This is a genomic window from Pedococcus sp. P2_E5 (assembly GCF_056403895.1).
In genome coordinates this window covers 61,148-83,995 of the sequence record NZ_JBFUEP010000005.1, presented here as the reverse complement: position 1 = coordinate 83,995, position 22,848 = coordinate 61,148, and the positions used below count along the sequence as shown (strand labels likewise).

The following is a 22,848-nucleotide window of genomic DNA, read 5'->3' as shown; positions in this document are numbered from 1 at the left end:
GTGCGGGCAGTCATGGCCGTGCGCCCGGGGAATGCCGCGAGGGGCGGACCCGACCGAAGTCGGACCCGCCCCTCGCGATGGAAAGCCTGGTGTCAGGCCTTGCCGAGAATGCGGTTCAGGTTGGTGCCGCACACGGGGCAGACGCCCTTGGCCATACGACGGCCGTTCGTCTCCACGACGCGGCCCTCGGCCTCGCGCTTCTCCTTGCACTTCACGCAGTAGAACTCGCCTTTGTAGGTCTCTTCAGCCATCGCCATGTCTCCTCTTGTTCACGGCACACGGTGCGCCGTCGGACTTCGGCCAAACTTAGACCATGCTGAGCACAAAATGGCGCAAGGGGGGCCTGTGCGTCGTGCTCAGGGCCCACCCCTAGTCTTCGCCCCATGAGCGCACAGCCGTGGTGGGAGACCGAGCTCGACGACCTCGGAGTCGAGCTGCGAGAGGCCTCGGGCCGTCGAATCGCGGTGGTGACACTCGACTTGCCGGAGCGTCGCAACTCGATGAGCACCGCCATGACCGCGTCATGGGTGAGGCTCATGGGGTTGCTGCGCACGGATGAGGCGCTCGCGGCCGTCGTCGTGACCGGCGCGGCCCCCGCCTTCAGTGGTGGTGGTGACCTGTCGTGGATCGTCAAGGACCCTGACGCGTCGGTCAGCGAGCTGCGCGCGCGCATGCTCGCCTTCTACCGCTCGTGGCTCTCGATCCGCGACCTCGAGGTGCCCACGATCGCGGCCGTGAACGGCGCGGCGATCGGTGCCGGCTGCGCCGTCGCCCTCGCCTGTGACATCCGGTATGCCGCCGCTGACGCCCGTCTGGGCGTGCCGTTCACCTCCTTGGGGCTGCACCCGGGCATGGCGACGACCTGGTCGTTGCCCAACATCGCCGGGCTCGCCGTGGCCCGCGACCTGCTGCTCACCGGTCGCGTCGTGACGGGCACCGAAGCCGTGGGACTCGGTCTCGTGTCCCAGGCGCTGCCGACCGACGAGGTGCTCCACGAGGCGATCCTCGCGGCCGAGCGCATCGCGGCCGCAGCGCCGGTCGCCACGCGGCTGACGTTGCAGGCTCTGCGCGACGGCGGGCACGCGACGTTCGAGGACGCGCTCCAGTGGGAAGCCCTGGCGCAGGCGGTCACGCTCGCCACCGACGACCTGCACGAGGGGATCGCAGCGGCGGCGGCCAAGCGGCGACCGACCTTCCACGGCCGCTGACCTCCGCCCACCCGCGACTTCTGGCCACTGGTGGCGGATCCCGCGGCCATTCCGGGGGGTTGGTGCGGCACGGCTGGCCAGAAGTCGCCGTAGCCCCGGACTTCTGGCCACTGGTGCCGGATCCCGCGGCCATTCCGGGGGGTTGGTGCGGCACGGCTGGCCAGAAGTGGGGGAGGGACGCGCCGGCGCGGCCGTGACTAGGGTCGGGCGCATGGACTTCTCCCTGTCACCCCGTGCCACCGACCTGCGCGACCGCGTCCGGGCGTTCGTCGACACCGAGGTCGAACCCGTCGAGGCCGGCGTGCACGCCGAGATCCTCAGCCGGCGTGAGAGCGGCGGCGACCCGTGGACCCCGTCGCCGGTCATCAAGGAGCTCCAGGCCAAGGCCCGTGCCCAGGGGTTGTGGAACCTGTTCCTGCCCAAGGAACACGCCGGCCGCTATGCCGCGGACTTCGGGACCGACGGCGGCGAGGGTCTGTCGAACGTCGACTACGCGCCCGTGGCCGAGGCGATGGGCCGCTCGGCGCTGGCACCCCTCGTCTTCAACAGCAACGCCCCCGACACCGGCAACATGGAGGTGCTCCTGAGGTACGGCTCGCCCGACCAGCAGCGCGAGTGGCTGGAGCCGATGCTCGACGCGCGGATCCGCAGCGCCTTCTGCATGACCGAGCCCGACGTCGCCTCCTCCGACGCGACCAACATGGCCGCGACCGCTGTGGTCGAGGGTGACGAGGTGGTCGTCAACGGGCGCAAGTGGTTCTCCACCGGGATCGGCAACCCGGAGTGCAAGATCCTCGTCTTCATGGGGCTGTCCGACCTCGGCGCCGACCGGCACTCGCGCCACACCATGGTCCTCGTGCCGCGCGACGCCCCCGGCGTCAGGGTCGAGCGGATGCTCTCGACGATGGGCTACTACGACGAGCCGCTCGGCCATGGGGAGGTGTCCTTCACCGACGTCCGCGTCCCCGTCGCCAACATCCTGCTCGGGCAGGGCCGCGCCTACGAGATCGCCCAGGGACGACTCGGACCGGGGCGCGTCCACCACTGCATGCGGACCATCGGCCTGGCCGAGCGATCCCTCGAGCTGGCGTGCCAGCGGGCCCTGTCGCGCACCGCGTTCGGCAAGCCCATTGCCAGGCTCGGGGGCAACCTCGAACGCATCGCTGACGCCCGCATCGCCATCAACCGCTCGCGCCTGCTGGTCATGCACGCGGCGTGGCTGCTCGACCAGGGCATGTCGACCGAGGCGTTGTCGGCCGTCAGCGAGATCAAGGTCGAGGTGCCGGCCATGGCGCTCGACGTGATCGACCTCGCCGTCCAGCTGCACGGCGGCGCCGGCATGACCACGGACTTCCCCCTGGCCGCGGCCTGGGTGGGGGCCCGGTCGCTGCGGCTCGCCGACGGCCCCGACGAGGTGCACCGCAGCGTGGTCGGCCGGATCGAGCTGGACAAGCACCAGTGAGTGCCGTGGCCGGCGCCAGGCCGGTGCGCTCCGAGGACGCCTTCGACGTCGACACCGCCGTTGCGTGGCTGCGCACCCACACCGACCCCAGGTATGCCGCAGGGCTGGCTGGGCGGCCGGAAGTGCTCCAGTTCTCGGGGGGTGCGTCCAACCTGACGTATCTGCTGCGGTTCCCCGACCTCGACCTCGTGCTCCGTCGGGGTCCCAGCGGCACCAAGGCCAGGGGCGCCCACGACATGGGCCGCGAACACCGGATCCAGTCAGCGCTGGCACCCGTCTTTCCTTATGTCGCAACGATGGTCGCGTTCTGCGACTCCCCGGAGGTCATGGGGGGCGACTTCTACGTGATGGAGCGTCTCGTCGGCACGGTGCCGCGACGCGAGATGCCGGTGGAGCTGTCGCCTGACCAGGCCGGTCGGCTGTGCCAGTCCATGCTCGACGTCCTCGTGGAGCTGCACTCCGTCGATGCAGCGGCATGCGGGCTGGTCACCCTGGGCAAGGGCGAGGGCTACGTCCGACGCCAGGTCGAGGGCTGGTCGGCGCGCTACCGCAAGGCACACACGTCCGGTCAGCCCGACCTCGAGCACGCCATGGTCTGGCTCGACGAGCACCAGCCTGCCGACGTGCGCAGCGGCGTGATCCACAACGACTACAAGCTCGACAACCTCGTCCTGGCACCGGACGACCCGACCCGGATCGTGGGCATCTTCGACTGGGAGATGGCCACGATCGGCGACCCGCTGATGGACCTCGGCGCGGCCCTCGCCTACTGGGTGCAGGCCGACGACGACGAGGACTTCCAGGCCTTCCGTCGAGTGCCGACCCACCTGCCGGGGATGCTGACGCGCGAGCAGCTGATCGCCGGCTACTGCGAGCGGATGGACGTCGCCGTCACCCCCCGGCAGGCGCTGTTCTACCAGGCCTACGGCGTCTTCCGGCTCGCGGTCATCGCCCAGCAGATCTACTACCGCTACGCCAACGGTCAGACCACCAACGAGGCCTATGCGGTGTTCGGGCCGGCCGTCCAGATCCTCGACCGACGGCTGCGCAAGCTCCTCACCTGACGCGGGGACGGCGCGGATCACCGGAGTTGTCGGCGTGCTCGCCTATCGTGGTGGGTATGGGGAGCAACGACGTCGAGGTCCGTCGCAGCCGCAAGCGCCGCCGCACCGTGAGTGCCTACCGCGAGGACGGGCGCACGATCGTGCTGATCCCTGCCCGGTTCACCAAGGCCGAGGAGCAGCAGTGGGTCGCCACCATGCTCGACAAGCTGGCCAAGGGTGACAAGCGCCGGCGCCCGAGCGACGCCCAGCTGCGCACCCGCTCGGTCGAGCTGTCGCAGCGTTATCTGGATGGCCGGGCCCGACCGAGCAGCATCCGCTGGGTCACCAACCAGAACTCCCGGTGGGGTTCCTGCACGCCGTCCGACGGCACGATCCGGATCTCCACCCGGGTCAAGGGCATGCCGGGCTTCGTCCTCGACTACGTCATCCTGCACGAGCTGGCCCACCTGCTCTCACCGGGCCACGGCCCGGACTTCTGGGCGCTGCTCGAGGGGTACCCGCGACTCGAGCGCGCGCGCGGCTACCTCGAGGGTGTGGCGGCGACGGCCGGTCTCGACCTGTCCGACGGCGAGACCGACACCGACGAGCTGGGCCAGGCCGCCCTGGACTTCGGTCCCAGCGACTGACCCGCGACGTCGGGGCCTTCCAGGGGGCAACCCCTAGGTGCCCAGCACCCGTCTGGCTGCCTCGGCCAGCGGTCGGATCTCGCCCGCGCTCGCGTCGGGGAGCCCGTCCACCGGCCACCAGGCCACGTCGAGGGACTCTTCGCTCACGGCATACGCGTCCTCGTCGCGGGCCACGCCGACATATCTGAGGTCGAGGTGTTCGCTGCACCGACCGAAACCCGCGGCCAGCAGCGCGTGCCGGTCGAGGTGGACGAGCTCGGGATGCAGCACGAGGTCGGCGATACCCGACTCCTCGCGGGCCTCTCGGGTCGCCGCCCCGAGCACCGAGTCGTCGCCGGGCTCGAAATGGCCGCCGAACTGAAGCCAGAGACCGGCCTTCGCGTGCAGGGTGAGCAGCACCTTGTCGAGAGAAGCGCTGAGCACCAACGCACTCGCCGTGAGGTGGGCCGGTGGGCCCTGCTTCCACAAGGCGTCCGGGTGCGCCTCGCAGTGGGCGAGCAGCTCGACCCTCAGCCGGTCCTGCTCGGCGTCGGGTGCCTGCCACCCCTCCAGCACCCGTCGGGCGTCAGCCCGGAGCGCAAGGTATGCCGTGGGCACGCGCGTCGGCGGCGCCGTCACCGTCCGTCCTCGTCGGGGGAGTCCGGGCCGTCGTGCGGGCCGTCGGTCGGCTGCGCACCGCCGTTGGCCTCTCCCTCGGCGAGGAGCTGGTCGAGGGCGGCGTCGAGGTCGGCGCTGTCGGACGTGCCGTAGCGCTCGACGTAGCCGAGGGGGTCGTCGAGGTCCGCGCCGGTGGGCGCGACATCGGGGTGGCCCCAGGCGCCGTCGCGTCCGGCGGCCCCGTGCCTGGCCTCGAGGGCGGCCCACAGGTTGGCGGCGTCACGCAGCCGCCGTGGCCGCAGCTCCAGTCCGACCAGTCCGGCGAAGGCCTTCTCTGCCGGACCCCCGGTGGCCCGCCGGCGTCGCACGGCTTCGCCCAGGGCGGCCGCTTGTGGCAGGTGCTGGCGGGTGGTGCGGTCGGCGACGACGTCGACCCAGCCCTCGACGAGGGCGAGGTAGGTCTCGAGTCGGGCCAGCGCCGCGCGTTGCGCGGGACTGGGGTCCGGGCGGAAGAGCTGGTCCTGGAGCGCTGCCTGCAGGGCGTTCGCGTCGCTGGCGTCGACGGATTCCAGCGCCGTCTCGATCCGGTCGGTGTCGATGCTGATGTCGCGGGCGTAGTCGCGGACGGCCGCCACCAGCTGTGGCCCGATCCACGGGACCTCGGAGAACAGCCGGACCCGCGCAGCCTCGCGGACGGCGAGGTAGATGCGGACCTGGTCGAGGTCGACGCCGAGTCCCTCGGCGAAGGCCTCGACGTTGGCGGGGAGCAGGGCCACCGACCGGTCGGGCACGAGCGGCAGACCGACCTCGGTGCCGCTGACGGTCTCGGTCGCGAGGGCGCCCACGGCCTGGCCGACCTGCAGCCCGAACATCGCACCGCTCATCTTGGCCAGCATCGGCTCCATCTGGCCGAGCATCGCCGCGGGGTCCATTCCCGCGGGCAGGATCCCCTCGGGGAGGGCGCCCTCGCCGAGCTGCTGGAGCTGGGCGCGCATGGCGTCCCCGACGGCCCGCCCGACGCCTTCGGCGACCGGCTCCACCAGCGTGCGCCAGGTCGGCATGGTCGCCTCGACCCATTCGGCCCGGCTCCAGGCGTGGGTCGTGATGCCGGGTGCCTCGAAGGAAGTCACCTCGTCGAGCCAGAGCTCGGCGACCTGGACGGCCTGGTCGAGCTGGCGGCGGGCCGCGTCGCCGACCACGGCATCGCCCGCCTCGGACACCGTCTTGCGGGCCGTGTCGGTCGCGAGGGTGAGGTTGAAGGCGTCGGTGTCGGTGCTGGCGAACATGGACTGCATCTGGCCGACCATCATCTGGAGCATGGCGGGGTCGACCTGGTCGATGCCCATGTCCTTGAGGGCCTTGGCCATGTCAGGGTCCACCTCGCCCCCGGTGAGCCGGGCCAGCACGGCCTCGATCTCGGGCGACAGCCCGGAGCCCGAGGAGGAGTCGTCGGACGTGTCGTCCGGCTCGTCACGCGGGTCGCGTGAGTCACTGGGGTCATGGGGGTCTGGGTCGTTGCGGTCACGGGGAAGGTCGGGCACAACTGCTCCTCAGCGGTTCTGAGAGGATGGTCTCTCACTAGACAACCACGCGGAGGCCACAGTGAGTTCCCCCGGGCGGGCTGGACGGGACGCCGTTCGCTCGCGGCGTAGCGCCATCGACGTCGCGGTGATCGGCACGGCCGGTCCTGCCAGTCGTGCGGTGTTGCGCGCGCTGGTCTCGGCGGCTGCCCGGGGGTCCACCACGGCTCGGCCGGGCGGTGCTGTCGGTGAGGCGCGCATCGGTGCCGTCGTCGCGGTCGACACGGAGCCACCTCCGGTCGGTGGGGTGCAGTTCCGCTACGCCGACCCTGGCGAGCCGAGCCTGGTGAAGGCGCTCGCGGGAGTCCACGCCGCGGCATACGTGGCGGCGAGCACCAACCTGGCACGCGACCTGGCGATGGGCACGCGGTCGCGCCGCGAACGCAGCCTTCGGGTCGCCCAGACGGTCATCACCGCCGCCGCGGCCGCGGGGGTCCGCCACCTGGTCGTCGTCACGTCGGCGCAGGCCTTCGGGGCGCTGGCCGACAACCCGGTGCCGCTGGAGGACGACGCGCCGCTGCGCGCGCCCTCGGACGGGGGACAGGTCGGTGACCTGATGGACGTCGAGCAGCTCATTCGCGTGGCCCGCGACGTGCACCCGGGACTGGCCATCACGGCGGTGCGGCCCGCAGCCCTCGTCGGCGCCGGCGTGGACACCGTCGTCACCCGCCACTTCGAGGCACCCCGGCTGCTGATGCTGCGGGGCGCCGAACCCGCGTGGCAGTTCTGCCACGTCGACGACCTGGGCTCGGCAATCGCCCTCGTGATGGCTCAGGGGCTCGCCGGCGACGTCTCGGTCGGTGCGCCGGGCCACCTGGCGCAGGCCGACCTCGAACGCCTCACCGGCATGCGCAGGGTCGAGCTCGGCATGGTGGCGGCGATGGGAACTGCGGACCGCCTGCACCGCGTTGGGGTGTTGCCGGCACCCGCCAGCGACCTTGCCTTCGTGGCTTTCCCCTGGGCAGTGTCTGCCCGCACTCTGCTGGGTCGCGGCTGGGTGCCGGTCCACGACAACGAAACCTGCGTCGGCGTGCTGCTGGACACCATCCGGGGTTCGCACGCAGTGGCGGCCCGCAGACTGGACCGCAAGGATGCCGCTCTCGGGGCGGCCAGCGCCGCGGTGGCCCTGGTGGGCACGGCAGCAATCATGCGGCGACGCCGCAGGAAAGGTTCGACGGCATGACCGACCCGGTCCCAGAGCTCGACAGCGAGCCCACGGTGGTGCTCAGCGACGTCCGCGACGAACCCCTGAGCGTCGACGAGGTGCTCGCCCTCGTGCAGCACCCCCAGTGCGGGGGCATCGCTCTGTTCGTGGGCGTCGTGCGCGACCACGACCACGGCGCGCCGGTGTCGGCGCTCGACTACTCGGCCCACCCCAGCGTGGTCGAGACGCTGGAGCGGGTATGCCGCGAGGTCGCCGCGCGCCACCACGTCGCCCGCCTCGCGGCGGTGCACCGCGTCGGGCACCTCGAGATCGGCGACCGCGCCGTGGTGGCGGCGGTCTCGGCTCCGCACCGCGGCGAGGCGTTCGAGGCCTGCCGTGACCTCATCGACACGCTCAAGGGGACGGTGCCGATCTGGAAGCACCAGCTGTTCACCGACGGCAGCGACGAGTGGGTGGGGCTGCCGTGACCGGGCCCCACCAGCAGCACTCCCCGCCGGAGGAGCACGCAGCGGACGAGCACGCACCCGATGACCAGACCCCGGTGGGTGTTCCGCTCGACGATGATCCCTACCGGCTCAGCCGACGGTCCACCGTGGCCCTGGTCGGCTTCTTCCTGCTGATCGCCCTGGGGGCCCTGTCGACCATGGTCGGACTGCCCTATGTCGTGATGAAGCCCGGACCGATCACCAACACCCTCGGCACGCTCGACGGCAAGCAGCTGATCACCGTCTCGGGCGCCCAGACCTTCCCGACCCGGGGAGCGCTCGACTTCACCACCGTCCGCGTCGTCGGCGGCCCCGGCTACCGCGTGACCGTGTGGAACCTGCTGGCGGCCGCCATCGACCCCAGTGAGGCCGTCGTCGACGAGGAGCTGTACTTCCCCAAGGGCGTGACGGACAAGCAGGTCGAGGAGGAGAGCACCGCCGAGATGATCGACTCCCAGCAGGAGGCCGTGGCGGTGGCGCTGAAGGCCCTCGGCACCAAGGTCGTCGAGCACGTCGTGATCGGCCAGGTCGCCAAGGACGCGCCGTCCGCGGCTCTGCTGAAGGCCGGCGACGAGATCGTCACCATCGACGGCAAGCCGGTGGCCGACTCGGACGCGGTGCGTGCCGGCGTCGGCGCGCACAAGCCGGGGGAGAGGGTGGCCCTGGGGTTGGTCCGCGGCGGCAAGCCGCTCACGGTCCAGGCCCAGACGCGCGAAGCCGACGGTCGCGCCACGGTCGGTGTCTTCCTCGGCATCCGGTTCGAGTTCCCGATCGACGTCAAGATCAACGCCGGCAACGTCGGAGGCCCGTCGGCCGGGACGATGTTCTCCCTGGCCGTCTACGACACGCTCACGCCCGGCCCGCTCACCGGTGGGCAGAAGATCGCCGGCACGGGCACGATCAACGCGGCCGGCCAGGTGGGCCCGATCGGTGGCATCCGGCAGAAGCTCGTCGGCGCCCACGACGGCGGTGCCACGTGGTTCCTCGCTCCCGCGGACAACTGCGACGAGGTCGTGGGCCACATCCCCGACGGACTGCGCGTGGTCAGGATCGCGACCTTTGACGAGGCCAAGAAGGCAGTCGAGGCCATCGCCGACAAGCGCGCCAGCTCCCTGCCCACCTGCACGAAGTAACGGCAGGGGTATGCCGCGGGGCCGGCTCAGCCCTGGAGCGTCGCCCTGAGGGCGTGGACCAGACCGGGCGCGATCTGGTCGCCGAGGGCGACCTTGTCGTCGCTGTCGTTGGCGCGCTGGCGGAGCAGGCAACGGCTCTGACCGTCACGGGTGACGGCGACGAGCAGCCGGACGTCCTGGCGGCCAGGGTGGGACGCCAGCGCGTCGACGGCCGACTCCGTGTGGGCGGGCAGGTCGCGCTCGGCCTCCGGGGGCACGACGATGCGCTCGACGGCCAGGGCGGCGCCCACGACGCTGTCCGGCCACGCGATCCCCCCGAGCAGGCTCTCGAGGTTCGAGGTCGGCGGCAGGTCTTCCTGCTCGATCGCACTCAGGGCGCCCTCGGCCAGGTCGGAGCCACGCATCTGGGTGCGCAGGTGCGGCTCGCGCTCGAGGAGCTCGGCCGTGGGGACGAGTGCGAACAGCCGCGGGTTCTGGTCCCACCCGGAGGCAGCGACGTGGCGTTCGGTGTCCAGTGCGGCGATGGACAACGGGTCGGCGACGGGCTGGGAGTTCTGGCTCACGCGCCCATGGTGCCCCATGGCGCGTGGTGGCCGGCCACGCGGCATACCCAGGGGTTGCACAGCTGGTGCCGAAGCGTGTCCAAGGTGAGCGTGGGAACCACTGGGGCGGTCGGTAAGTTGGACCCACTACAGCAGGCGGCCCCGCTGGGCGGTCGCACGGCAGATCGGGCGTGGCGTGAGTTCTTCTGAATGGTTCGGCCAGGGCGAGTCGGGCGCCGAGGGCTCCCGTCCCGAGGGCACTCCGCGCGGGGCAGGGGCGGGAGGAGGCGCTCGCCGCCCTCCGCAGCTGTCCTTCGGCAGACGGCGTGGGCCCCTGGTCCCGACCGTCGTGATCCTGGTGGTCCTGGGGTTCGTCGTGTCGATCATGGCGTCCTTGTGGACCGAGGTGCTGTGGTTCGACTCGGTCGGCTACGAGGGTGTCTTCGTCACGCAGCTCACCACCAAGATCCTGCTGTTCGTCGTGGGCTTCGTGCTGACCGCGGGAGTGGTGGCGTCGAGCCTGCTGATCGCCTACCGCACCCGACCGATCTACGCGCCGGTGACGCCGCAGCAGCAGAGCCTCGACCAGTACCGCGAGGCGATCGAGCCCTTGCGCAAGATCGCCATGTTCGCCATCCCCGGCATCCTGGGCCTGCTGGCGGGCACTGGTGCGGCAGGGCAGTGGAAGACGTTCCTGTTGTGGCGCAATGGCGTCCAGTTCGGCAGCCAGGACGCGCAGTTCCACCGCGACCTGTCCTTCTTCGTCTTCACGCTGCCATGGGTGCAGTTCCTGCTGGGCTTCCTCACGATGGTGCTCGTGATGGCCACGCTGGCCGCCGCGTTCACGCACTACGTGTACGGCGGGCTGCAGATCCAGGCGCGGGCGGAGCGCACCTCGCGGGCGGCGCGGACCCATCTGGCCATCCTCGTCGCGGCGCTGGTCCTGGTCCGGGCGGCCACCTACTGGTTCGACCGCTATGCGCTCGCGACCAAGGACTCACCGCTGCTGACGGGCATCCGCTACACCGATGCCCACGCGGTGCTGCCGACCAAGGCGATCCTCGCCGTGGCCGCGCTCATGACCGTCGGTCTGTTCATCGCCTCCATCTGGACCCGCTCCTGGCGGCTCCCCGTGGTCGGCGTCGCCCTGCTCGTGATCACCTCGATCGTCGTCGGGAGCATCTACCCCGGGCTCTACCAGCGGTTCAAGGTCAAGCCCTCGGAGAAGTCCCTCGAGCAGGTCTACATCGACCGCAACATCAAGGCGACCCGCGCGGCCTACGGCATCGCGAACGTCGACACCGAGGGCTACACCGCGACGACGGAGGCGAGCCCCGGTCAGCTGCGCGACGACGCGGAGACCATCCCGGGCATCCGCCTGGTCGACCCCATCGTGGTCTCCCCGACGTTCAAGCAGCTCCAGTCGGTGAAGTCCTACTACGCCTTCCCCGATGCCCTCGACGTCGACCGCTACAACATCAACGGCAAGGTCAACGACACCGTCGTGGCAGTCCGCGAGCTGGACCTCGACGGCCTGCCGCAGAACCAGCGCAACTGGCTCAACGACCACACGGTGTACACCCACGGGTTCGGTGTGGTGGCGGCCTACGGCAACCAGCGCGGGGCTGACGGCCAGCCGGTCTTCTACGAGCAGAACATCCCCCAGATGGGTCCGCTGGGACAGTTCGAGCCGCGGGTCTACTTCGGCGAGCAGTCGCCCACCTACTCCATCGTCGGCAGTGCCGCCGGTTCCAGGGCGCGTGAGTTCGACTACCCCGACGGCAGCGCAGCCGGACAGAAGAACAACACCTACACCGGCAAGGGCGGGGTGCCCCTCACGTCCTTCCTGCGCAAGTCCGCCTATGCGATGAAGTACCGCGAGCTCAACTTCATGCTCTCCGACGCCGTCAACGACAAGAGCCGGCTGCTCGACCACCGCGAGCCGATCGACCGCGTGCAACGGGTCGCGCCCTGGCTGACCCTCGACGGCAACCCCTATCCGGCCGTCGTCGACGGGCGGGTGCAGTGGATCGTGGACGGCTACACCACCACGGCCGACTACCCCTACTCACGGCTGACCGAGATCGACAGCGCCACGTCCGACTCGACCACCGCCACCTCGCAGTCGGTGCGCCCCATCGGCACCGGTCAGGTCAACTACATCCGCAACTCGGTGAAGGCCACCGTGGACGCCTACGACGGCTCGGTGAAGCTGTACTCGTGGGACGACAAGGACCCGCTGCTCAAGGCGTGGTCCAACGCGTTCAAGAACACGGTGCTGCCCATGAGCGAGATCAGCGGCGACCTCATGTCGCACCTGCGTTACCCCGAAGACCTCTTCAAGGTGCAGCGCACGATGCTCAACCGCTACCACGTGACCGATGCCGACTCCTTCTACGGCGCGGGTGACTTCTGGGAGGTGCCGGAGGACCCGGCCCAGGAGGGCAACGTCGACCAGCCGCCCTACTACCTCACGCTCAAGATGCCCGACCAGAGCGGAGCACGCTTCTCGCTGACGACGACGTTCAAGCCGATCGGCGACCGGCAGGTCCTGTCCGGCTTCCTCGCTGTCGACGCGGATGCGGGTTCCACCGACGGCAAGCGCAGCGACGACTACGGCACGCTGCGGCTGCTCACCCTGCCCAAGGACAGCCAGGTGCGAGGGCCGGGTCAGGTGCAGAACGACATCAACTCGTCGAACGTCACCTCGCCCGACTCGACCCTCAACCTGAGCCAGTTCCTCAACAACGCGCGACAGACGGGGTCCCAGGTCACCCTGGGCAACCTGCTCACGCTCCCTGTCGGCGGTGGGCTGCTGTACGTCCAGCCGATCTACGTGCGGGCCCAGGGCACCTCGGCGTTCCCGCTCCAACGGGCCACCGTCGCGGCGTTCGGCGACAAGCTCGCGTGGGCCTACACGCTCGACGGCGCCCTGGACGGCCTGTTCGGCGGCAACTCCGGGGCCAGCGCGGGCGACTCCGGCTCGACGCCGACCACGCCGCCCACCACCGGTGGCGGCACGCCGACGACACCGACCACGCCACCACCGGCTGACGCGGCCGCGCTGGCGAAGGCGCTGGCCGACATCCAGACGGCCTACGACGCGGGGCAGAAGGCGCTCAAGGCAGGTGACTTCGCGGCATACGGCACGGCCCAGAAGCAGCTCGCCGACGCCATCGCGCGCGCTGTGGCCGCCGCCCCGAAGGGCGGGTCGGTGACGTTCACTCCCACGCCGTCATCGAGCACCACGACACCGGCGCCGACCGCGACGTCGACTCCCTAGGGGTCTCGTCCGACCTCGGTGCGGCCCGATTTGGTTCTGGCGCAGGGGCTCCCGTAAGGTGGTGTCTACCGACGCGGGGTGGAGCAGCTCGGTAGCTCGCCGGGCTCATAACCCGGAGGTCGCAGGTTCAAATCCTGCCCCCGCTACCAACGCGTCACAGACAGAAGGCCCGGACCACTGGTCCGGGCCTTCTGCTGTTCCCTCGCACTTGCCGGGTATGCCGCGTGGCTCAGGTGCGCCGCGCCCGGACGAGCGTGCTTCCGAGAGCAGCGGTGACCAGCGCGACGACCGCAGCGGCGGTGAAGGCCGCCGAGAACCCGTTTGCTCCGAGCAGGCCGGTGTCCGTGGCTCCCGCGGAGATGCCGATCGCGGTGAACGTGGCCGTGCCGAGCGCGGCCCCGACCTGGGTCGCGGAGCCGGCGAGACCGGACGCCAGTCCTGTGTGCGACTCGGGGGCGGCCGAGGCGATGACCATGGTGGTGGGCGTGAAGCTGAGGGCGACACCGATGGCGACGAGCAGGAGCCCGGGGAGGACTGCGACGAGGTACCCGCCTGCCGGGGGTGCGTAGGCCAGCCACAGGTGGCCGGCGGCGAGGACCACCAGCCCGATGACGAGGGCGCGCCGCGGACCGAGCGCGCGCAGGACCCGCGGCAGCAGAGCAAGTGAGACGGCGAAACCTGTGAGCGACGTGGGGACCATCGCGAGCCCGGCTTGCTGCGGAGCCATCGTGAGGGCCTGCTGGAGATAGAGGGCGACGAGCACGAAGGTGGATGCCCGGGCGGCCCCGCCGAGGACAGCCAGTCCTACGCCGGTGCTGAGAGTCCGGGACGCGAAGAGCTCGAGCGGCACGAGGGGGTCGGCGCTACGGCGTTCGACGGTCACGAACACCGCGACGAGGAGGGCGGAGCCGACGAGGCTTCCGAGGACGGTGGGAGAGGTCCATCCGCTGTCGGCGATGCCGAGGGCACCGTGGACCAGGGCGATGACCGCGCCGGTGATGGCCGCCGCACCGTGCCAGTCGAACCGGCGGCGCCCGCCGTGCGCACCCTCGGGGAGCACGTACCGGGCCATGGCGACGGCGCTGAGCGAGATGGGCACCGTGACGAAGAACACCGACGACCAGCCGAACGAGCCGACGAGCAGTCCGCCGGCCATGACACCGGTGGCTCCTCCGAGCGCCGAGGCGGCCCCCCAGATGCTCATGGCCCTGGCTCGCTGTGGTCCGGGGAAGGTCACGAGGAGCAGCGACATGGCGGCTGGGCTGAGTGCCGCGGCGCCGACGCCCTGGACGATGCGACCGCCGAGGAGGAGTCCTTGGTTGGTTGCTGACGCGGCGAGCAGCGTGCCGACGGTGAACAGGGCTGAGCCGGCGACGAACATGCGGCGGCGGCCGAACAGGTCTGCCGCCCGTCCGGACAGGAGCAGCAGGCCGCCGAAGGCCAGGACGTAGGCGTTGACCACCCACGTGACGGCGGTGGGGCTGAGCTGGAGATCGGTCTGGATGGACGGCAGCGCCACGTTGACGATGGAGGTGTCGAGCATGACGACGAACTGGGCGGATACCAGGAGCCCGAGTGCGACCCCGCGACGATGACGTGCCCCGACGTCCGTCGTGCTGGTGCCCGGGGGGGTGCTGGTGCCTTGCGCTGGGCGGGTGGTCGCGCGCGGGGTCTGGACGGAGGTGGACACGATGRCTTCCTTCAGGAGGGTGACCGGGGAGTGTGGTGCTGCGTGAGCGCTGGCCGCCGTGTGGTGTCAGCGAGTCGGCAGCGGGCTGTGGGTGCGAGCGGCGGTGACGACGTCGGTGATGGCGGTGACGGTCTGGGCGGCGCCGGTCGGGTCGGTCAGGAGTCCGACGTGGGACAGGTCCTCGACCGTGTGCCGGGAGTTGGTCGACAGGGCGGCCATCTGGTCCTGCGCGGTGCCCCATCCGGGCTTGGCGTCGATGTTGTCCTGTGCGGTCAGCACCACCAGCGGGGTGTCCCCGAGCGTGGTCAGTGCCTGGGCCTGACGGAACGCCACGGGCAGTGCGGCCTGGTCAGCGCGCGTGTTCGCAAAGCCTCGAGGGCTGTTCGTGAACGCGGACACCTGCGCACCGGCGTTCCCGGGCAGCGACGGGCTGCCCATCGCGGTCAGGGCGTGACCGACTCCGAAGCGGAACAGGGTGGGTGCAACCGCGAGGACGCGCCGCATGACCTGGTACTCACCCTTGAACGGCTTCACGAGCTCGACCTGGCGCGGGCTGGCACTGTCGAGCAGCACCACTCCGGCCACGTCGTTCGGGTACAGGTGGGTGTAGGTGAGGGCGTGGACGCCGCCGCTGGAGTGTCCGGCCAGGACGAACGGGCCGGCCTCGCCGGCAGCGGTCAGGAGCTTGTGCAGGTCGGTCGCCGCGGTGGTGGCGTCGGCCGGGTTCGACGAGTCGTCGCTCCAGCCCTGCCCGGCCCGGTCGTACGCACAGACCCGAGAGGTGGCCGCGACGGCCGGCTGGACGCGCGCCCACAGGGGGGACGTCTCACCGAGACCGTTGAGCAGCACGACGGTGCCGGTGCCGGTGCCGGTGCAGCTCAGGTGCAGGCGGTACCCGCCGACGTCCACCAGCTTGCCGGGCATGGCGCCGGCCGCGGCCTGCGGCGCCTTGGTGGTGGCCTGGTACAGCCCGCCGAGACCGGCGAGCAGCATGGCGAGGGTGACCGGGTAGACCCAGAGGCGGGCGCGGCCGGGGAGGTCACGGCGGGTGCGGCGCTCAACCCACACGGCCCCAACCACGAGGGCAGGCGCCCACACCCACGCGAGGCGGGTCATGGCCGGCTCGCCCGGGTTGACGGCGGCCAGGGCGACGCCGGCGGTAGCCAGGATGGTGGCGGGCGCGTACGCCCACCGCTGCGGGCGGGTCGTCTTGCGGGTGGACAGGAACGCGAGCATGGCCCACCCGGTGGCGAACGCGACCAGGACGGCGCCGACGACGCGGGCCTCGGTCGCGTTCGGCACGACCCCGATGAGCAGAGCAGCCGCGGCCACGACGCCGGTGGCCATGGACGCGAACGTGATGCGACCCATCGGGCCGACCCGGGTGGCCGACGAAGGGGTCGCGACCTCGGTCGGGGTGGTGCGGGCTGTGGTGGTCATGACGGTTGTCCCCTTTTCCTGGCCGTCCGGGAGTGGTCGGCCACAGACACCACGGTCGCGGTGAACGGATTTGCTCGCCCCGGTCACATGGCCGGGATTGCCCGGCCCAGAACCCGGTCACTTGACCGGGGCGAACCACCCGCCCTTTGCGTCAACCTCGAAGCAGACCAACTGGGACGAAGGAGAGACATGCACGCCGCCACCACCGTGGGAACCGTCGACTGGACGATGCGCACCGGCGGCCACCTGCAACCCGCAGACACTCGCCGACTGCTCGTCGACCTCGCCCGCGCCCACGCCACCAACGCCGTGGGCCGCCTTGCCCTGCTGACGCACCTGCACCCTGGCCGGAACGCCTACGTGCCGCCCGCCCGCCTCGTCGCCCCGAGCTCGGCCCTGACGCGCGCAGCCACCGACGCCGCCACCAAGGTCCTGCCCACACCGCTGCTCAACCACAGCCACCGCACCTACCAGTTCGGTCGAGCCATCGGCGAGCTCGAAGGAGTCGACGTCGACGCCGAGCTCCTGTACGCCGCGGCCCTGCTCCACGACACCGGCCTCGTCCTCGCCGACGGACGCGCTGACTTCACCCTCACCTCAGCTCGCATCGCCAGAGACGTCGCCGAACACGTCGGCCTGTCCACGGCGGCCACCGAAACGCTGCAGACCGCCATCACCATGCACCACAGCCCCCGCGTCACCCTCGATGCAGGACCCGTCGCCTACCTGCTCTCCGCTGGCGCCGGTGTCGACGTCGTCGGCGTCCGCACCTGGCAGCTACCCGCTGCCACCCTCACCACCGCCGTTCGCGACCACCCCCGCGACGGTTTCAAGAAGTACTTCACCCAGGCATGGGCGTGCGAAGCAGCCCGCGTCCCAGAAGGCCGCGCCCGCCTTCTGCGCCGCTACGGGGCGTTCACCGCCGCCGTCGCACTCGCCCCGTTCGACGAATGAACACCCTCGCCCCTCCACCCACCCCACTCGCAAAGGACCCAGTGACATGAAAGCCATCGTGCAGGACCACTACGGAAACGCCTCCTCGCTCCGGTTCGACGACATCGACCACCCCCAGGTCGGCGACGACCAGGTCCTCGTCCAGGTCGTCGCCGCCGGCGTCGACCGCGGCGCCCTCCACTTCATGACCGGACAGCCGTACCTCATGCGACTCGGCACCGGCCTGCGAACCCCACGGGTGCGCGTCCCCGGCGTCAGCTACGCCGGACGCATCGAAGCCATCGGCTCCAACGTCACCGGCTTCGCCGTCGGCGACGAGGTCTACGGCGCAGCCCGCGGAACCTACGCCGAGTATGCCGCCGCGTCGCCCAGCAAGATGGCCCTGAAGCCACCACGGCTCACCTTTGAGGAAGCCGCCGTCCTGCCGTACGCGGCATACGCGGCCCTCCAGGCAGTTCGAGACCACGGACGGGTGCAGCCCGGCGAACGTGTCCTGGTGGTGGGCGCCACCGGAGCCGTCGGAAGCATCGTGGTCCAAGCCGCCAAGGCAGCCGGAGCCGAGGTGGCCGGAGTGAGCGGACCCCGCCACCAGCAGCTCCTCACATCCCTCGGAGCCGACCACATCGACTACACCCAGGGCGACTTCACCGACGGCGCCCGCACCTACGACGTCATCATCGACGTGTTCGGCCGCACCCCCACGAGGCGCCTACGCCGCGCACTCACCCCCCGAGGCCGGCTCGTCATCGTCGGCGGCGAAGGCGACCGATGGGTCGGCGGCATCCAACGCCAGGCCGGCGCCATGCTCCTCACCCCGTTCATCAGCCAAACGCTGCGAATGTTCGTCGCCAAGGAGAACACGGACACCCTCGACCGCCTGAACGACCTCATCGCTGCGGGCAACGTGCAGCCCCCGCACATCCGGGCCTACCCGCTCGCAGACGCAGCCAACGCAGTCGCTGCCGTCGAGACGGGCTCAACAGCAGGACGCCTCGCGCTCACCATCTGACCTGACGAGACACCAGCAACCGCGAGTTCGAGCATCCGGACGGAGATGACGGCCATGACCCTCGACAACAGCCCCCGCACCACCACACCGCATGCCACCAGCGGGCAGCGCGCGGACGCCTCCCAGCGGCGTCGAGTCATCGAGGCGGTCGGGTTCGTGACCACCTGGGTGACCGCCGGATACCTGCTCGGGCTCAGCTCCAACGCGTACCTGCTGCTTGGCATCCCCCTGACCGCCGCGTTCCAGCTGGGTGTGCGTCGCCGCCCGCTGCGCGAGCTGTTCGCCGCGGGCGAGACCCGGTTCGCGTTGGACCACAAGGGGGCCGCGATCGCGACCGCCCTTGCCATCACTCCCGGGTACTACGCCACGCTGGCGTTCACGGACGGCGACTGGACCACCTTCGGCTGGTACCTGGCCGCGATGGCCGGTGCCGTGGCCGCTGCGTTCTCCCTGCGGGCCAGCTCGAGCGTCGCCACGCTCCGCTCGGCAGCCCTGCCGATGGCGGTCGGCGCCGGCGGCATGGCCACCGTCTACGGGGTGCTGCACATCGCGACCGGGACCCCGCTGCCCGCGATGGCTGCGGTCGCCGCCCTGGTCAAGTACACCGCCCTGTACTTCCCGGCCACGTTCCTGCTCGAGGAAGTTGCGTTCCGGGGAGCCATCGACGCGCACGTGCACCACGACGGCGACGCGCGCGGCTGGCAGTCAGCAGTATTCGTGTCCGCGCTCTGGGGCTTGTGGCACCTTCCGGTCGCGTCAGGCTTCCCCCTGCCGGTCCTGGTCGCCGAGCTCGTCGTCGTCCACGTCGTGCTCGGGGTGGGGCTGTCGCTCGCGTGGCGCCGCACCCGCAACCTGGGCGGGCCAGCGCTGGCGCACGCCGTCATCGACGCCGTCCGCAACGCCACCATGCTCGGGCTGTGAACCCGCCCCTTGAGACGGCACCGCCAGCCCGGAAGGGGCCCGCTGCGCCTGCCCCGGTGGCATGCTCGCGAAAGGTGGCCGCGCGGGACGTGAAAAGCTCGTGAAGCTCGGCGGCCGCAACCACGGGCGACGGCGAGGCCAGTCTGAAACTGCGCAGGCCCGGCCGATCCCGACGCCGAACCATGATCGGGTCGCGACGAGGCCCGGAGCAAACGGTCCGGGCCCGCCTTCGTGTCCGCCCGACGTGCGTACGTCAGCAGTGCGCCCCGCCTTGGCCGCTGACTGCCATCGGCACGCTGCGAAGGTCGACAACGAGGGTCGTCACCCTGCCATCGGCGTCGCGGACGACCTCGTCGATGAACCCGGTGGCCTGCAGCGCCCTGAAGTCGGACTGGGTGAACTCCAGCGGTTCGGGGAAGGAGACGGTCAGGAACGGGAAGTTCACGGTGATGATCTCCTCGGTCAGCGCGTCTGGCGTCTGGCCGGGCGGGTTGGCGACGGGCGCGTGGGCAAAGGCGGCCGCTGCGGCGCAGTTGATCGACTGGACGATCGGGTGGATCGTTGCTTGTGCGGGACTCGGCATCAGGACCAGGGTCGCCACGCACACTGCAGTGGGAACAGCTGCACGGACAATCGCACGGGTGATTGACATTGGTCGGCTCCCTTCGGGCCAGTTCTTGGAGTACGGACCAAAGCATCCCCCCACTGGCCGGGCCTCGAATCCGACAATGGGGTGAGGAGCCTGGGGCACTGAGTCGGGCACCCGTCCCCCCGACGCGGCCAGGCGGCGTACCCGCGGCGACCCGGCTCGGCTCCGGGCCTAACGCGGACCCTCACGCGACGCAACGGGGGGGGCAGCCAGTGGGAGTCCCCAGGACGCGCGGGTCAGCATCGTTGGAACTACTCGGAGTGAAGCTCCTCGAACACGGTGAGCTGGAGGTCGGCCGGCGCCTGAAGCCGAGCGTTGAGCGAGTCCCAAGGTGTGAGCGTCGGCTCTGCGATGAGCTCCGCGCCCGCGTCAACGAGGCGATCAGTCACCGAGCGTGCAGAGGCGACCTCGAACGCGACACGCATGCGCGGGCTGACGCGCCGGCCCACCTCGACACGGTCGATCATGTCGACCTGTCGCGGGTTGGAGATCTCCAGCGTTGCCCGGCCCACATCCAGGATGGTCACCTTCTCGCCGTCGTCTCCGTGGACCTGAAGCTCCACCTGCCCGCCGAGCGCGTCCCGGTAGAACCGCACCGCCTCGTCGTAGTCGGCCGCTTCGACAACCAGCCGCATCTGCAACACCGACCGGTCGGGGTGGTTCGTCTCGTCCATCGTCGTCCTCCGATTCCCGCGGTCACCACAGCCGCAGGCGGTCGCCCGTGGCCAGCACCAGGAGGCTCATCTTGGGGGTGTCACTGTCCCGGCCAACCTGATTCTGCTGGCGGTCCTGGGAGGAGGAGAAGTCGCCCGCGTAGTAGCCATTGTGCGGGTGAATCGTGTGCCGAGAAGTGCCTGATTCTTCCTCGAGGGTCATCCATGCAGCCATTGGTCTCACGTTCCTTGTCTTGGGGCCGGCGGTCCGGCGCTGAAGTCCTTGAGACCACGGTGCAGGGCGCCTCTTGCCCACCACTGTCCCTGCGCTTTCGCGCCCCACGTGGCCTGGTGACCAGTCACGTGCGGCGGGCGGTATGACCGTTCTGCCGCGGACAGTCGACGGACAGCGCCGCATCGCATCGTGGAGCCATGACAGGTCCTACAAGGGAGGTGATGGCCGCATGCGGCAGCTCAACCTGTTCGTCGGTGGCATGAGTTGTCGGCGTTGCGTTCGCGAGGTCACCGCGATGCTGCGGGACGTGCCGGGAGTCGTGACGGTCAGCGCCGACGCGGCCCGGTCCGTCATCAGCGTGAGCGGAACGATGCAGCTGCGGGACGTCATCGCAGCGTTCAACGGCTCAACGTTCGCCACATCACTGCCGCCCATCGCAGCTGAGTCCGTCAACCTCCAAGCCCACCCAGACGGCCCGACAGAGTGAGGACAGGACGAGGACAGGGGTCCTGTGAACGCTTCTCCCACTAGCTCACAGCCGCCGTCGGCTGTCAGACACGAGAGAGGCACCTAATGTCTTCCACCCCACCCGTTGCGGGGCGCCAGAGTGGCCGGCGCTGGTTGGCCCTTGGCCTGATCGCCACCGCACAGTTCATGGTCATCATGGACACGTCCATCATCGGAGTTGCCCTGCCCAAGATGCAGGCCGACCTCGACTTCACACCCCAGGGCTTGAGCTGGGTCTTCAACGCGTACGTCGTCGCGTTCGGCGGTCTGCTCCTGCTCGGGGGCCGGCTGTCCGACCTGTTCGGCGCGCGCCGCATCTTCTCCACCGGATGGGCCGTCCTCGCGGCCGGCTCACTGGTCGCGGGCCTCGCCCAGAGCGGACCGGTAGAGCTCATCGGTCGGGCCATCCAAGGGGCCGGGTCCGCGCTCATCGCACCCGCCGCCCTGACCCTGCTGTTCACCATCTTCGGGGCCACTCCCAAGGAGCTCACCAAGGCGCTGGCGCTGTACGGCGCCGCAGCGCCCGCCGGTGGCACCGCTGGCGTGTTCCTCGGTGGGGTCCTGACCCAGTACGCGAGCTGGCCGTGGGTGTTCTTCATCAACATCCCACTCGCTGCCGCCGTCCTGGCCCTGACCCCCGCGGTCATGCCGCACGGGGCTCGAGCCCGCGGCTCGCTTGACGTCGCAGGTGCGGTCACCGTCACCGGCGGCCTGGGTGCGCTCGTGTTCGCCATCGTCCAGGCACCCAACAGCGGCTGGACCTCACCCACCACGCTGGCCGCCGCCGCGGCAGGAATCGTGCTGCTCGCCGGGTTCGTGGTACTGCAGGCCCGGCTACGTCAGCCGCTGATGCGGCTCGGCATCTTCCGCGCCCCCAACCTCGCCGCCGCCAACGGCGCCCAGTTCCTGCTCGGGGCCGCGTGGATTCCGATGTTCTTCTTCATCAACCTGTACCTGCAGCAGGTCCTGGGCCTGGGTGCGTTCGCCAGCGGAGCGGCGCTGCTGCCGCTGACCGTGACCATCATGGTCGGAATGGTCGTGGCCGCACCCAAGCTCATCGCCCGGTTCGGACCCAAGACGATGACCGTCACCGGTCTGGGCACTCTGGCCGCAGGGTTGGTGTGGCTGTCCTTCATCCGCTCTGATGGCACCTTCCTGGTCGACGTGCTCCCAGCGACCCTGGTCACCGCTGCCGGCATGGCGATGGCGTTCATCCCCTCCCTGGGCCTGGCCCTGTCCTCGGCTGCGCCGCACGAGGGCGGACTCGCCGCCGGCATCGTCAACACGAACTACCAGGTTGGGTCAGCTCTCGGCCTGGCCGGGATGACCGCGGTCGCCGCTGCCGCCGGCGGCGCTGGCACGGACCTCGCGTCGCTGACCGACGGGTTCTCCGCCGGGCTGCTCGGCGCGGCCGCCATCGCCGCCCTCGGCGGCGTCGTCACCGCCGCCTGGCTGCGCAGCCAGCAGCCGGCACCGCAGACCGTCGACGGCGCGTCCACGGGCAAGCCGGAGCACGCGACGGCCTGATCCAACCCCAGGCTCCGTGCCCCCGGTGAGCACCCCGATCCCGCCGGGGGCACGGTCCCAACGTCGCACCCCGCCACCTTGCCGCCCACGCACCACCACCACTCGCCACGTCCCGTCG

At 70.7% G+C, this 22,848-nt stretch carries 22 protein-coding genes and 1 tRNA gene; 14 read left to right on the top strand and 9 right to left on the bottom strand.

Annotation, left to right across the window (positions count from 1 at the left end):
* Positions 1–92: 92 nt before the first annotated feature.
* Complete coding sequence (locus AC1DVZ_RS02915; protein WP_091788997.1) at positions 93–251, bottom strand: DUF5679 domain-containing protein; 159 nt, start codon at positions 249–251, stop codon at positions 93–95.
* A 132-nt stretch (positions 252–383) separates the two neighbouring features.
* Here AC1DVZ_RS02915 and AC1DVZ_RS02910 point away from each other — a divergent pair, with 132 nt between their 5' ends.
* From AC1DVZ_RS02910 to AC1DVZ_RS02895, 4 genes are all read left to right on the top strand, one after another.
* A complete protein-coding gene (locus AC1DVZ_RS02910) occupies positions 384–1,208 on the top strand; it encodes an enoyl-CoA hydratase/isomerase family protein (RefSeq protein WP_477616684.1) in 825 nt (274 codons plus the stop codon).
* A gap of 211 nt (positions 1,209–1,419) precedes the next feature.
* Complete coding sequence (locus tag AC1DVZ_RS02905) at positions 1,420–2,670, top strand: acyl-CoA dehydrogenase family protein (RefSeq protein WP_477616683.1); 1,251 nt, start codon at positions 1,420–1,422, stop codon at positions 2,668–2,670.
* Positions 2,667–3,734, top strand: a complete 1,068-nt coding sequence (locus tag AC1DVZ_RS02900) for a phosphotransferase family protein (protein ID WP_477616682.1) — start codon at positions 2,667–2,669, stop codon at positions 3,732–3,734. The genes AC1DVZ_RS02905 and AC1DVZ_RS02900 overlap by 4 nt, the downstream gene beginning before the upstream one ends.
* Before the next feature lie 56 nt (positions 3,735–3,790).
* Positions 3,791–4,360 (top strand): M48 metallopeptidase family protein, encoded by a 570-nt coding sequence (locus AC1DVZ_RS02895; protein WP_477616681.1) that lies wholly within the window; start codon positions 3,791–3,793, stop codon positions 4,358–4,360.
* Positions 4,361–4,393: 33 nt separating this feature from the next.
* Here the strand turns inward: AC1DVZ_RS02895 and AC1DVZ_RS02890 are convergent, their stop codons facing one another.
* Entirely contained in the window at positions 4,394–4,978 is a 585-nt protein-coding gene (locus AC1DVZ_RS02890; RefSeq protein ID WP_477616680.1) for an NUDIX hydrolase, read from the bottom strand.
* Positions 4,975–6,498, bottom strand: coding sequence for a zinc-dependent metalloprotease (locus AC1DVZ_RS02885; protein ID WP_477616679.1), 1,524 nt, complete (start codon positions 6,496–6,498; stop codon positions 4,975–4,977). The genes AC1DVZ_RS02890 and AC1DVZ_RS02885 overlap by 4 nt, the downstream gene beginning before the upstream one ends.
* Before the next feature lie 61 nt (positions 6,499–6,559).
* Here AC1DVZ_RS02885 and AC1DVZ_RS02880 point away from each other — a divergent pair, with 61 nt between their 5' ends.
* Genes AC1DVZ_RS02880 through AC1DVZ_RS02870 form a run of 3 tightly spaced genes read left to right on the top strand, consistent with a single transcriptional unit; the run spans position 6,560 to position 9,320 of the window.
* The gene (locus tag AC1DVZ_RS02880; protein ID WP_477616678.1) at positions 6,560–7,720 is read left to right on the top strand and encodes an NAD-dependent epimerase/dehydratase family protein; all 1,161 of its coding nucleotides are present in this window, start codon (positions 6,560–6,562) and stop codon (positions 7,718–7,720) included.
* On the top strand, positions 7,717–8,169 hold the full coding sequence (locus tag AC1DVZ_RS02875) for a molybdenum cofactor biosynthesis protein MoaE (RefSeq protein ID WP_477616677.1): 453 nt from the start codon (positions 7,717–7,719) through the stop codon (positions 8,167–8,169). Before AC1DVZ_RS02880 ends, AC1DVZ_RS02875 begins: the two co-directional genes overlap by 4 nt.
* Complete coding sequence (locus AC1DVZ_RS02870) at positions 8,166–9,320, top strand: YlbL family protein (protein ID WP_477616676.1); 1,155 nt, start codon at positions 8,166–8,168, stop codon at positions 9,318–9,320. Before AC1DVZ_RS02875 ends, AC1DVZ_RS02870 begins: the two co-directional genes overlap by 4 nt.
* A 26-nt stretch (positions 9,321–9,346) precedes the next feature.
* Here AC1DVZ_RS02870 and AC1DVZ_RS02865 read toward each other — a convergent pair whose 3' ends face one another.
* Entirely contained in the window at positions 9,347–9,901 is a 555-nt protein-coding gene (locus AC1DVZ_RS02865) for a PPA1309 family protein (protein WP_477616675.1), read from the bottom strand.
* 157 nt (positions 9,902–10,058) lie between these two features.
* On the opposite strand from AC1DVZ_RS02865, the gene AC1DVZ_RS02860 reads away from it, so the two are divergent.
* Positions 10,059–13,145 carry a UPF0182 family membrane protein gene (locus tag AC1DVZ_RS02860; RefSeq protein WP_477616674.1) on the top strand — a complete coding sequence of 1,029 codons (3,087 nt, stop codon included), beginning with the start codon at positions 10,059–10,061 and terminating at the stop codon, positions 13,143–13,145.
* A gap of 72 nt (positions 13,146–13,217) precedes the next feature.
* Positions 13,218–13,294: transfer RNA gene (locus tag AC1DVZ_RS02855), tRNA-Met, on the top strand.
* An 80-nt stretch (positions 13,295–13,374) separates the two neighbouring features.
* Here the strand turns inward: AC1DVZ_RS02855 and AC1DVZ_RS02850 are convergent.
* Both AC1DVZ_RS02850 and AC1DVZ_RS02845 read right to left on the bottom strand, forming a co-directional pair.
* On the bottom strand, positions 13,375–14,835 hold the full coding sequence (locus tag AC1DVZ_RS02850) for an MFS transporter (RefSeq protein ID WP_477616673.1): 1,461 nt from the start codon (positions 14,833–14,835) through the stop codon (positions 13,375–13,377).
* Between the two features lie 66 nt (positions 14,836–14,901).
* Complete coding sequence (locus tag AC1DVZ_RS02845) at positions 14,902–16,275, bottom strand: alpha/beta fold hydrolase (RefSeq protein ID WP_477616672.1); 1,374 nt, start codon at positions 16,273–16,275, stop codon at positions 14,902–14,904.
* Between the two features lie 189 nt (positions 16,276–16,464).
* Here AC1DVZ_RS02845 and AC1DVZ_RS02840 point away from each other — a divergent pair, with 189 nt between their 5' ends.
* The 3 genes from AC1DVZ_RS02840 to AC1DVZ_RS02830 are packed head-to-tail and all read left to right on the top strand — an operon-like array spanning position 16,465 to position 19,159.
* On the top strand, positions 16,465–17,229 hold the full coding sequence (locus AC1DVZ_RS02840) for an HD domain-containing protein (RefSeq protein ID WP_477616671.1): 765 nt from the start codon (positions 16,465–16,467) through the stop codon (positions 17,227–17,229).
* Positions 17,230–17,275: 46 nt separating this feature from the next.
* On the top strand, positions 17,276–18,238 hold the full coding sequence (locus AC1DVZ_RS02835) for an NAD(P)-dependent alcohol dehydrogenase (RefSeq protein WP_477616670.1): 963 nt from the start codon (positions 17,276–17,278) through the stop codon (positions 18,236–18,238).
* 54 nt (positions 18,239–18,292) lie between these two features.
* Entirely contained in the window at positions 18,293–19,159 is an 867-nt protein-coding gene (locus AC1DVZ_RS02830; RefSeq protein ID WP_477616669.1) for a CPBP family glutamic-type intramembrane protease, read from the top strand.
* Positions 19,160–19,412: 253 nt separating this feature from the next.
* Here AC1DVZ_RS02830 and AC1DVZ_RS02825 read toward each other — a convergent pair whose 3' ends face one another.
* The 3 genes from AC1DVZ_RS02825 to AC1DVZ_RS02815 form a co-directional block, all read right to left on the bottom strand.
* Entirely contained in the window at positions 19,413–19,742 is a 330-nt protein-coding gene (locus tag AC1DVZ_RS02825; protein ID WP_477616668.1) for a hypothetical protein, read from the bottom strand.
* Positions 19,743–20,059: 317 nt separating this feature from the next.
* Positions 20,060–20,482 carry a VOC family protein gene (locus AC1DVZ_RS02820; protein WP_477616667.1) on the bottom strand — a complete coding sequence of 141 codons (423 nt, stop codon included), beginning with the start codon at positions 20,480–20,482 and terminating at the stop codon, positions 20,060–20,062.
* A 22-nt stretch (positions 20,483–20,504) separates the two neighbouring features.
* Positions 20,505–20,684: a hypothetical protein gene (locus AC1DVZ_RS02815; RefSeq protein ID WP_477616666.1), complete on the bottom strand. Its 180-nt coding sequence runs from the start codon at positions 20,682–20,684 to the stop codon at positions 20,505–20,507.
* A gap of 241 nt (positions 20,685–20,925) precedes the next feature.
* Between AC1DVZ_RS02815 and AC1DVZ_RS02810 the strand changes: the two genes are divergently transcribed.
* Positions 20,926–21,183, top strand: coding sequence for a heavy-metal-associated domain-containing protein (locus tag AC1DVZ_RS02810; RefSeq protein ID WP_477616665.1), 258 nt, complete (start codon positions 20,926–20,928; stop codon positions 21,181–21,183).
* An 86-nt stretch (positions 21,184–21,269) separates the two neighbouring features.
* The gene (locus AC1DVZ_RS02805; RefSeq protein ID WP_477616664.1) at positions 21,270–22,730 is read left to right on the top strand and encodes an MFS transporter; all 1,461 of its coding nucleotides are present in this window, start codon (positions 21,270–21,272) and stop codon (positions 22,728–22,730) included.
* The last annotated feature ends 118 nt before the right edge of the window (positions 22,731–22,848 follow it).

Coding starts and splice junctions, on each gene's coding strand:
- AC1DVZ_RS02830 (WP_477616669.1), top strand. CDS start 18,293: ATGACCCTCGACAACAGCCCCCGCACCACCACACCGCATGCCACCAGC.
- AC1DVZ_RS02865 (WP_477616675.1), bottom strand. CDS start 9,901: ATGGGGCACCATGGGCGCGTGAGCCAGAACTCCCAGCCCGTCGCCGAC.
- AC1DVZ_RS02810 (WP_477616665.1), top strand. CDS start 20,926: ATGCGGCAGCTCAACCTGTTCGTCGGTGGCATGAGTTGTCGGCGTTGC.
- AC1DVZ_RS02825 (WP_477616668.1), bottom strand. CDS start 19,742: ATGCCGAGTCCCGCACAAGCAACGATCCACCCGATCGTCCAGTCGATC.
- AC1DVZ_RS02845 (WP_477616672.1), bottom strand. CDS start 16,275: ATGACCACCACAGCCCGCACCACCCCGACCGAGGTCGCGACCCCTTCG.
- AC1DVZ_RS02915 (WP_091788997.1), bottom strand. CDS start 251: ATGGCTGAAGAGACCTACAAAGGCGAGTTCTACTGCGTGAAGTGCAAG.
- AC1DVZ_RS02840 (WP_477616671.1), top strand. CDS start 16,465: ATGCACGCCGCCACCACCGTGGGAACCGTCGACTGGACGATGCGCACC.
- AC1DVZ_RS02815 (WP_477616666.1), bottom strand. CDS start 20,684: ATGACCCTCGAGGAAGAATCAGGCACTTCTCGGCACACGATTCACCCG.
- AC1DVZ_RS02805 (WP_477616664.1), top strand. CDS start 21,270: ATGTCTTCCACCCCACCCGTTGCGGGGCGCCAGAGTGGCCGGCGCTGG.
- AC1DVZ_RS02835 (WP_477616670.1), top strand. CDS start 17,276: ATGAAAGCCATCGTGCAGGACCACTACGGAAACGCCTCCTCGCTCCGG.
- AC1DVZ_RS02905 (WP_477616683.1), top strand. CDS start 1,420: ATGGACTTCTCCCTGTCACCCCGTGCCACCGACCTGCGCGACCGCGTC.
- AC1DVZ_RS02820 (WP_477616667.1), bottom strand. CDS start 20,482: ATGGACGAGACGAACCACCCCGACCGGTCGGTGTTGCAGATGCGGCTG.
- AC1DVZ_RS02895 (WP_477616681.1), top strand. CDS start 3,791: ATGGGGAGCAACGACGTCGAGGTCCGTCGCAGCCGCAAGCGCCGCCGC.
- AC1DVZ_RS02910 (WP_477616684.1), top strand. CDS start 384: ATGAGCGCACAGCCGTGGTGGGAGACCGAGCTCGACGACCTCGGAGTC.
- AC1DVZ_RS02875 (WP_477616677.1), top strand. CDS start 7,717: ATGACCGACCCGGTCCCAGAGCTCGACAGCGAGCCCACGGTGGTGCTC.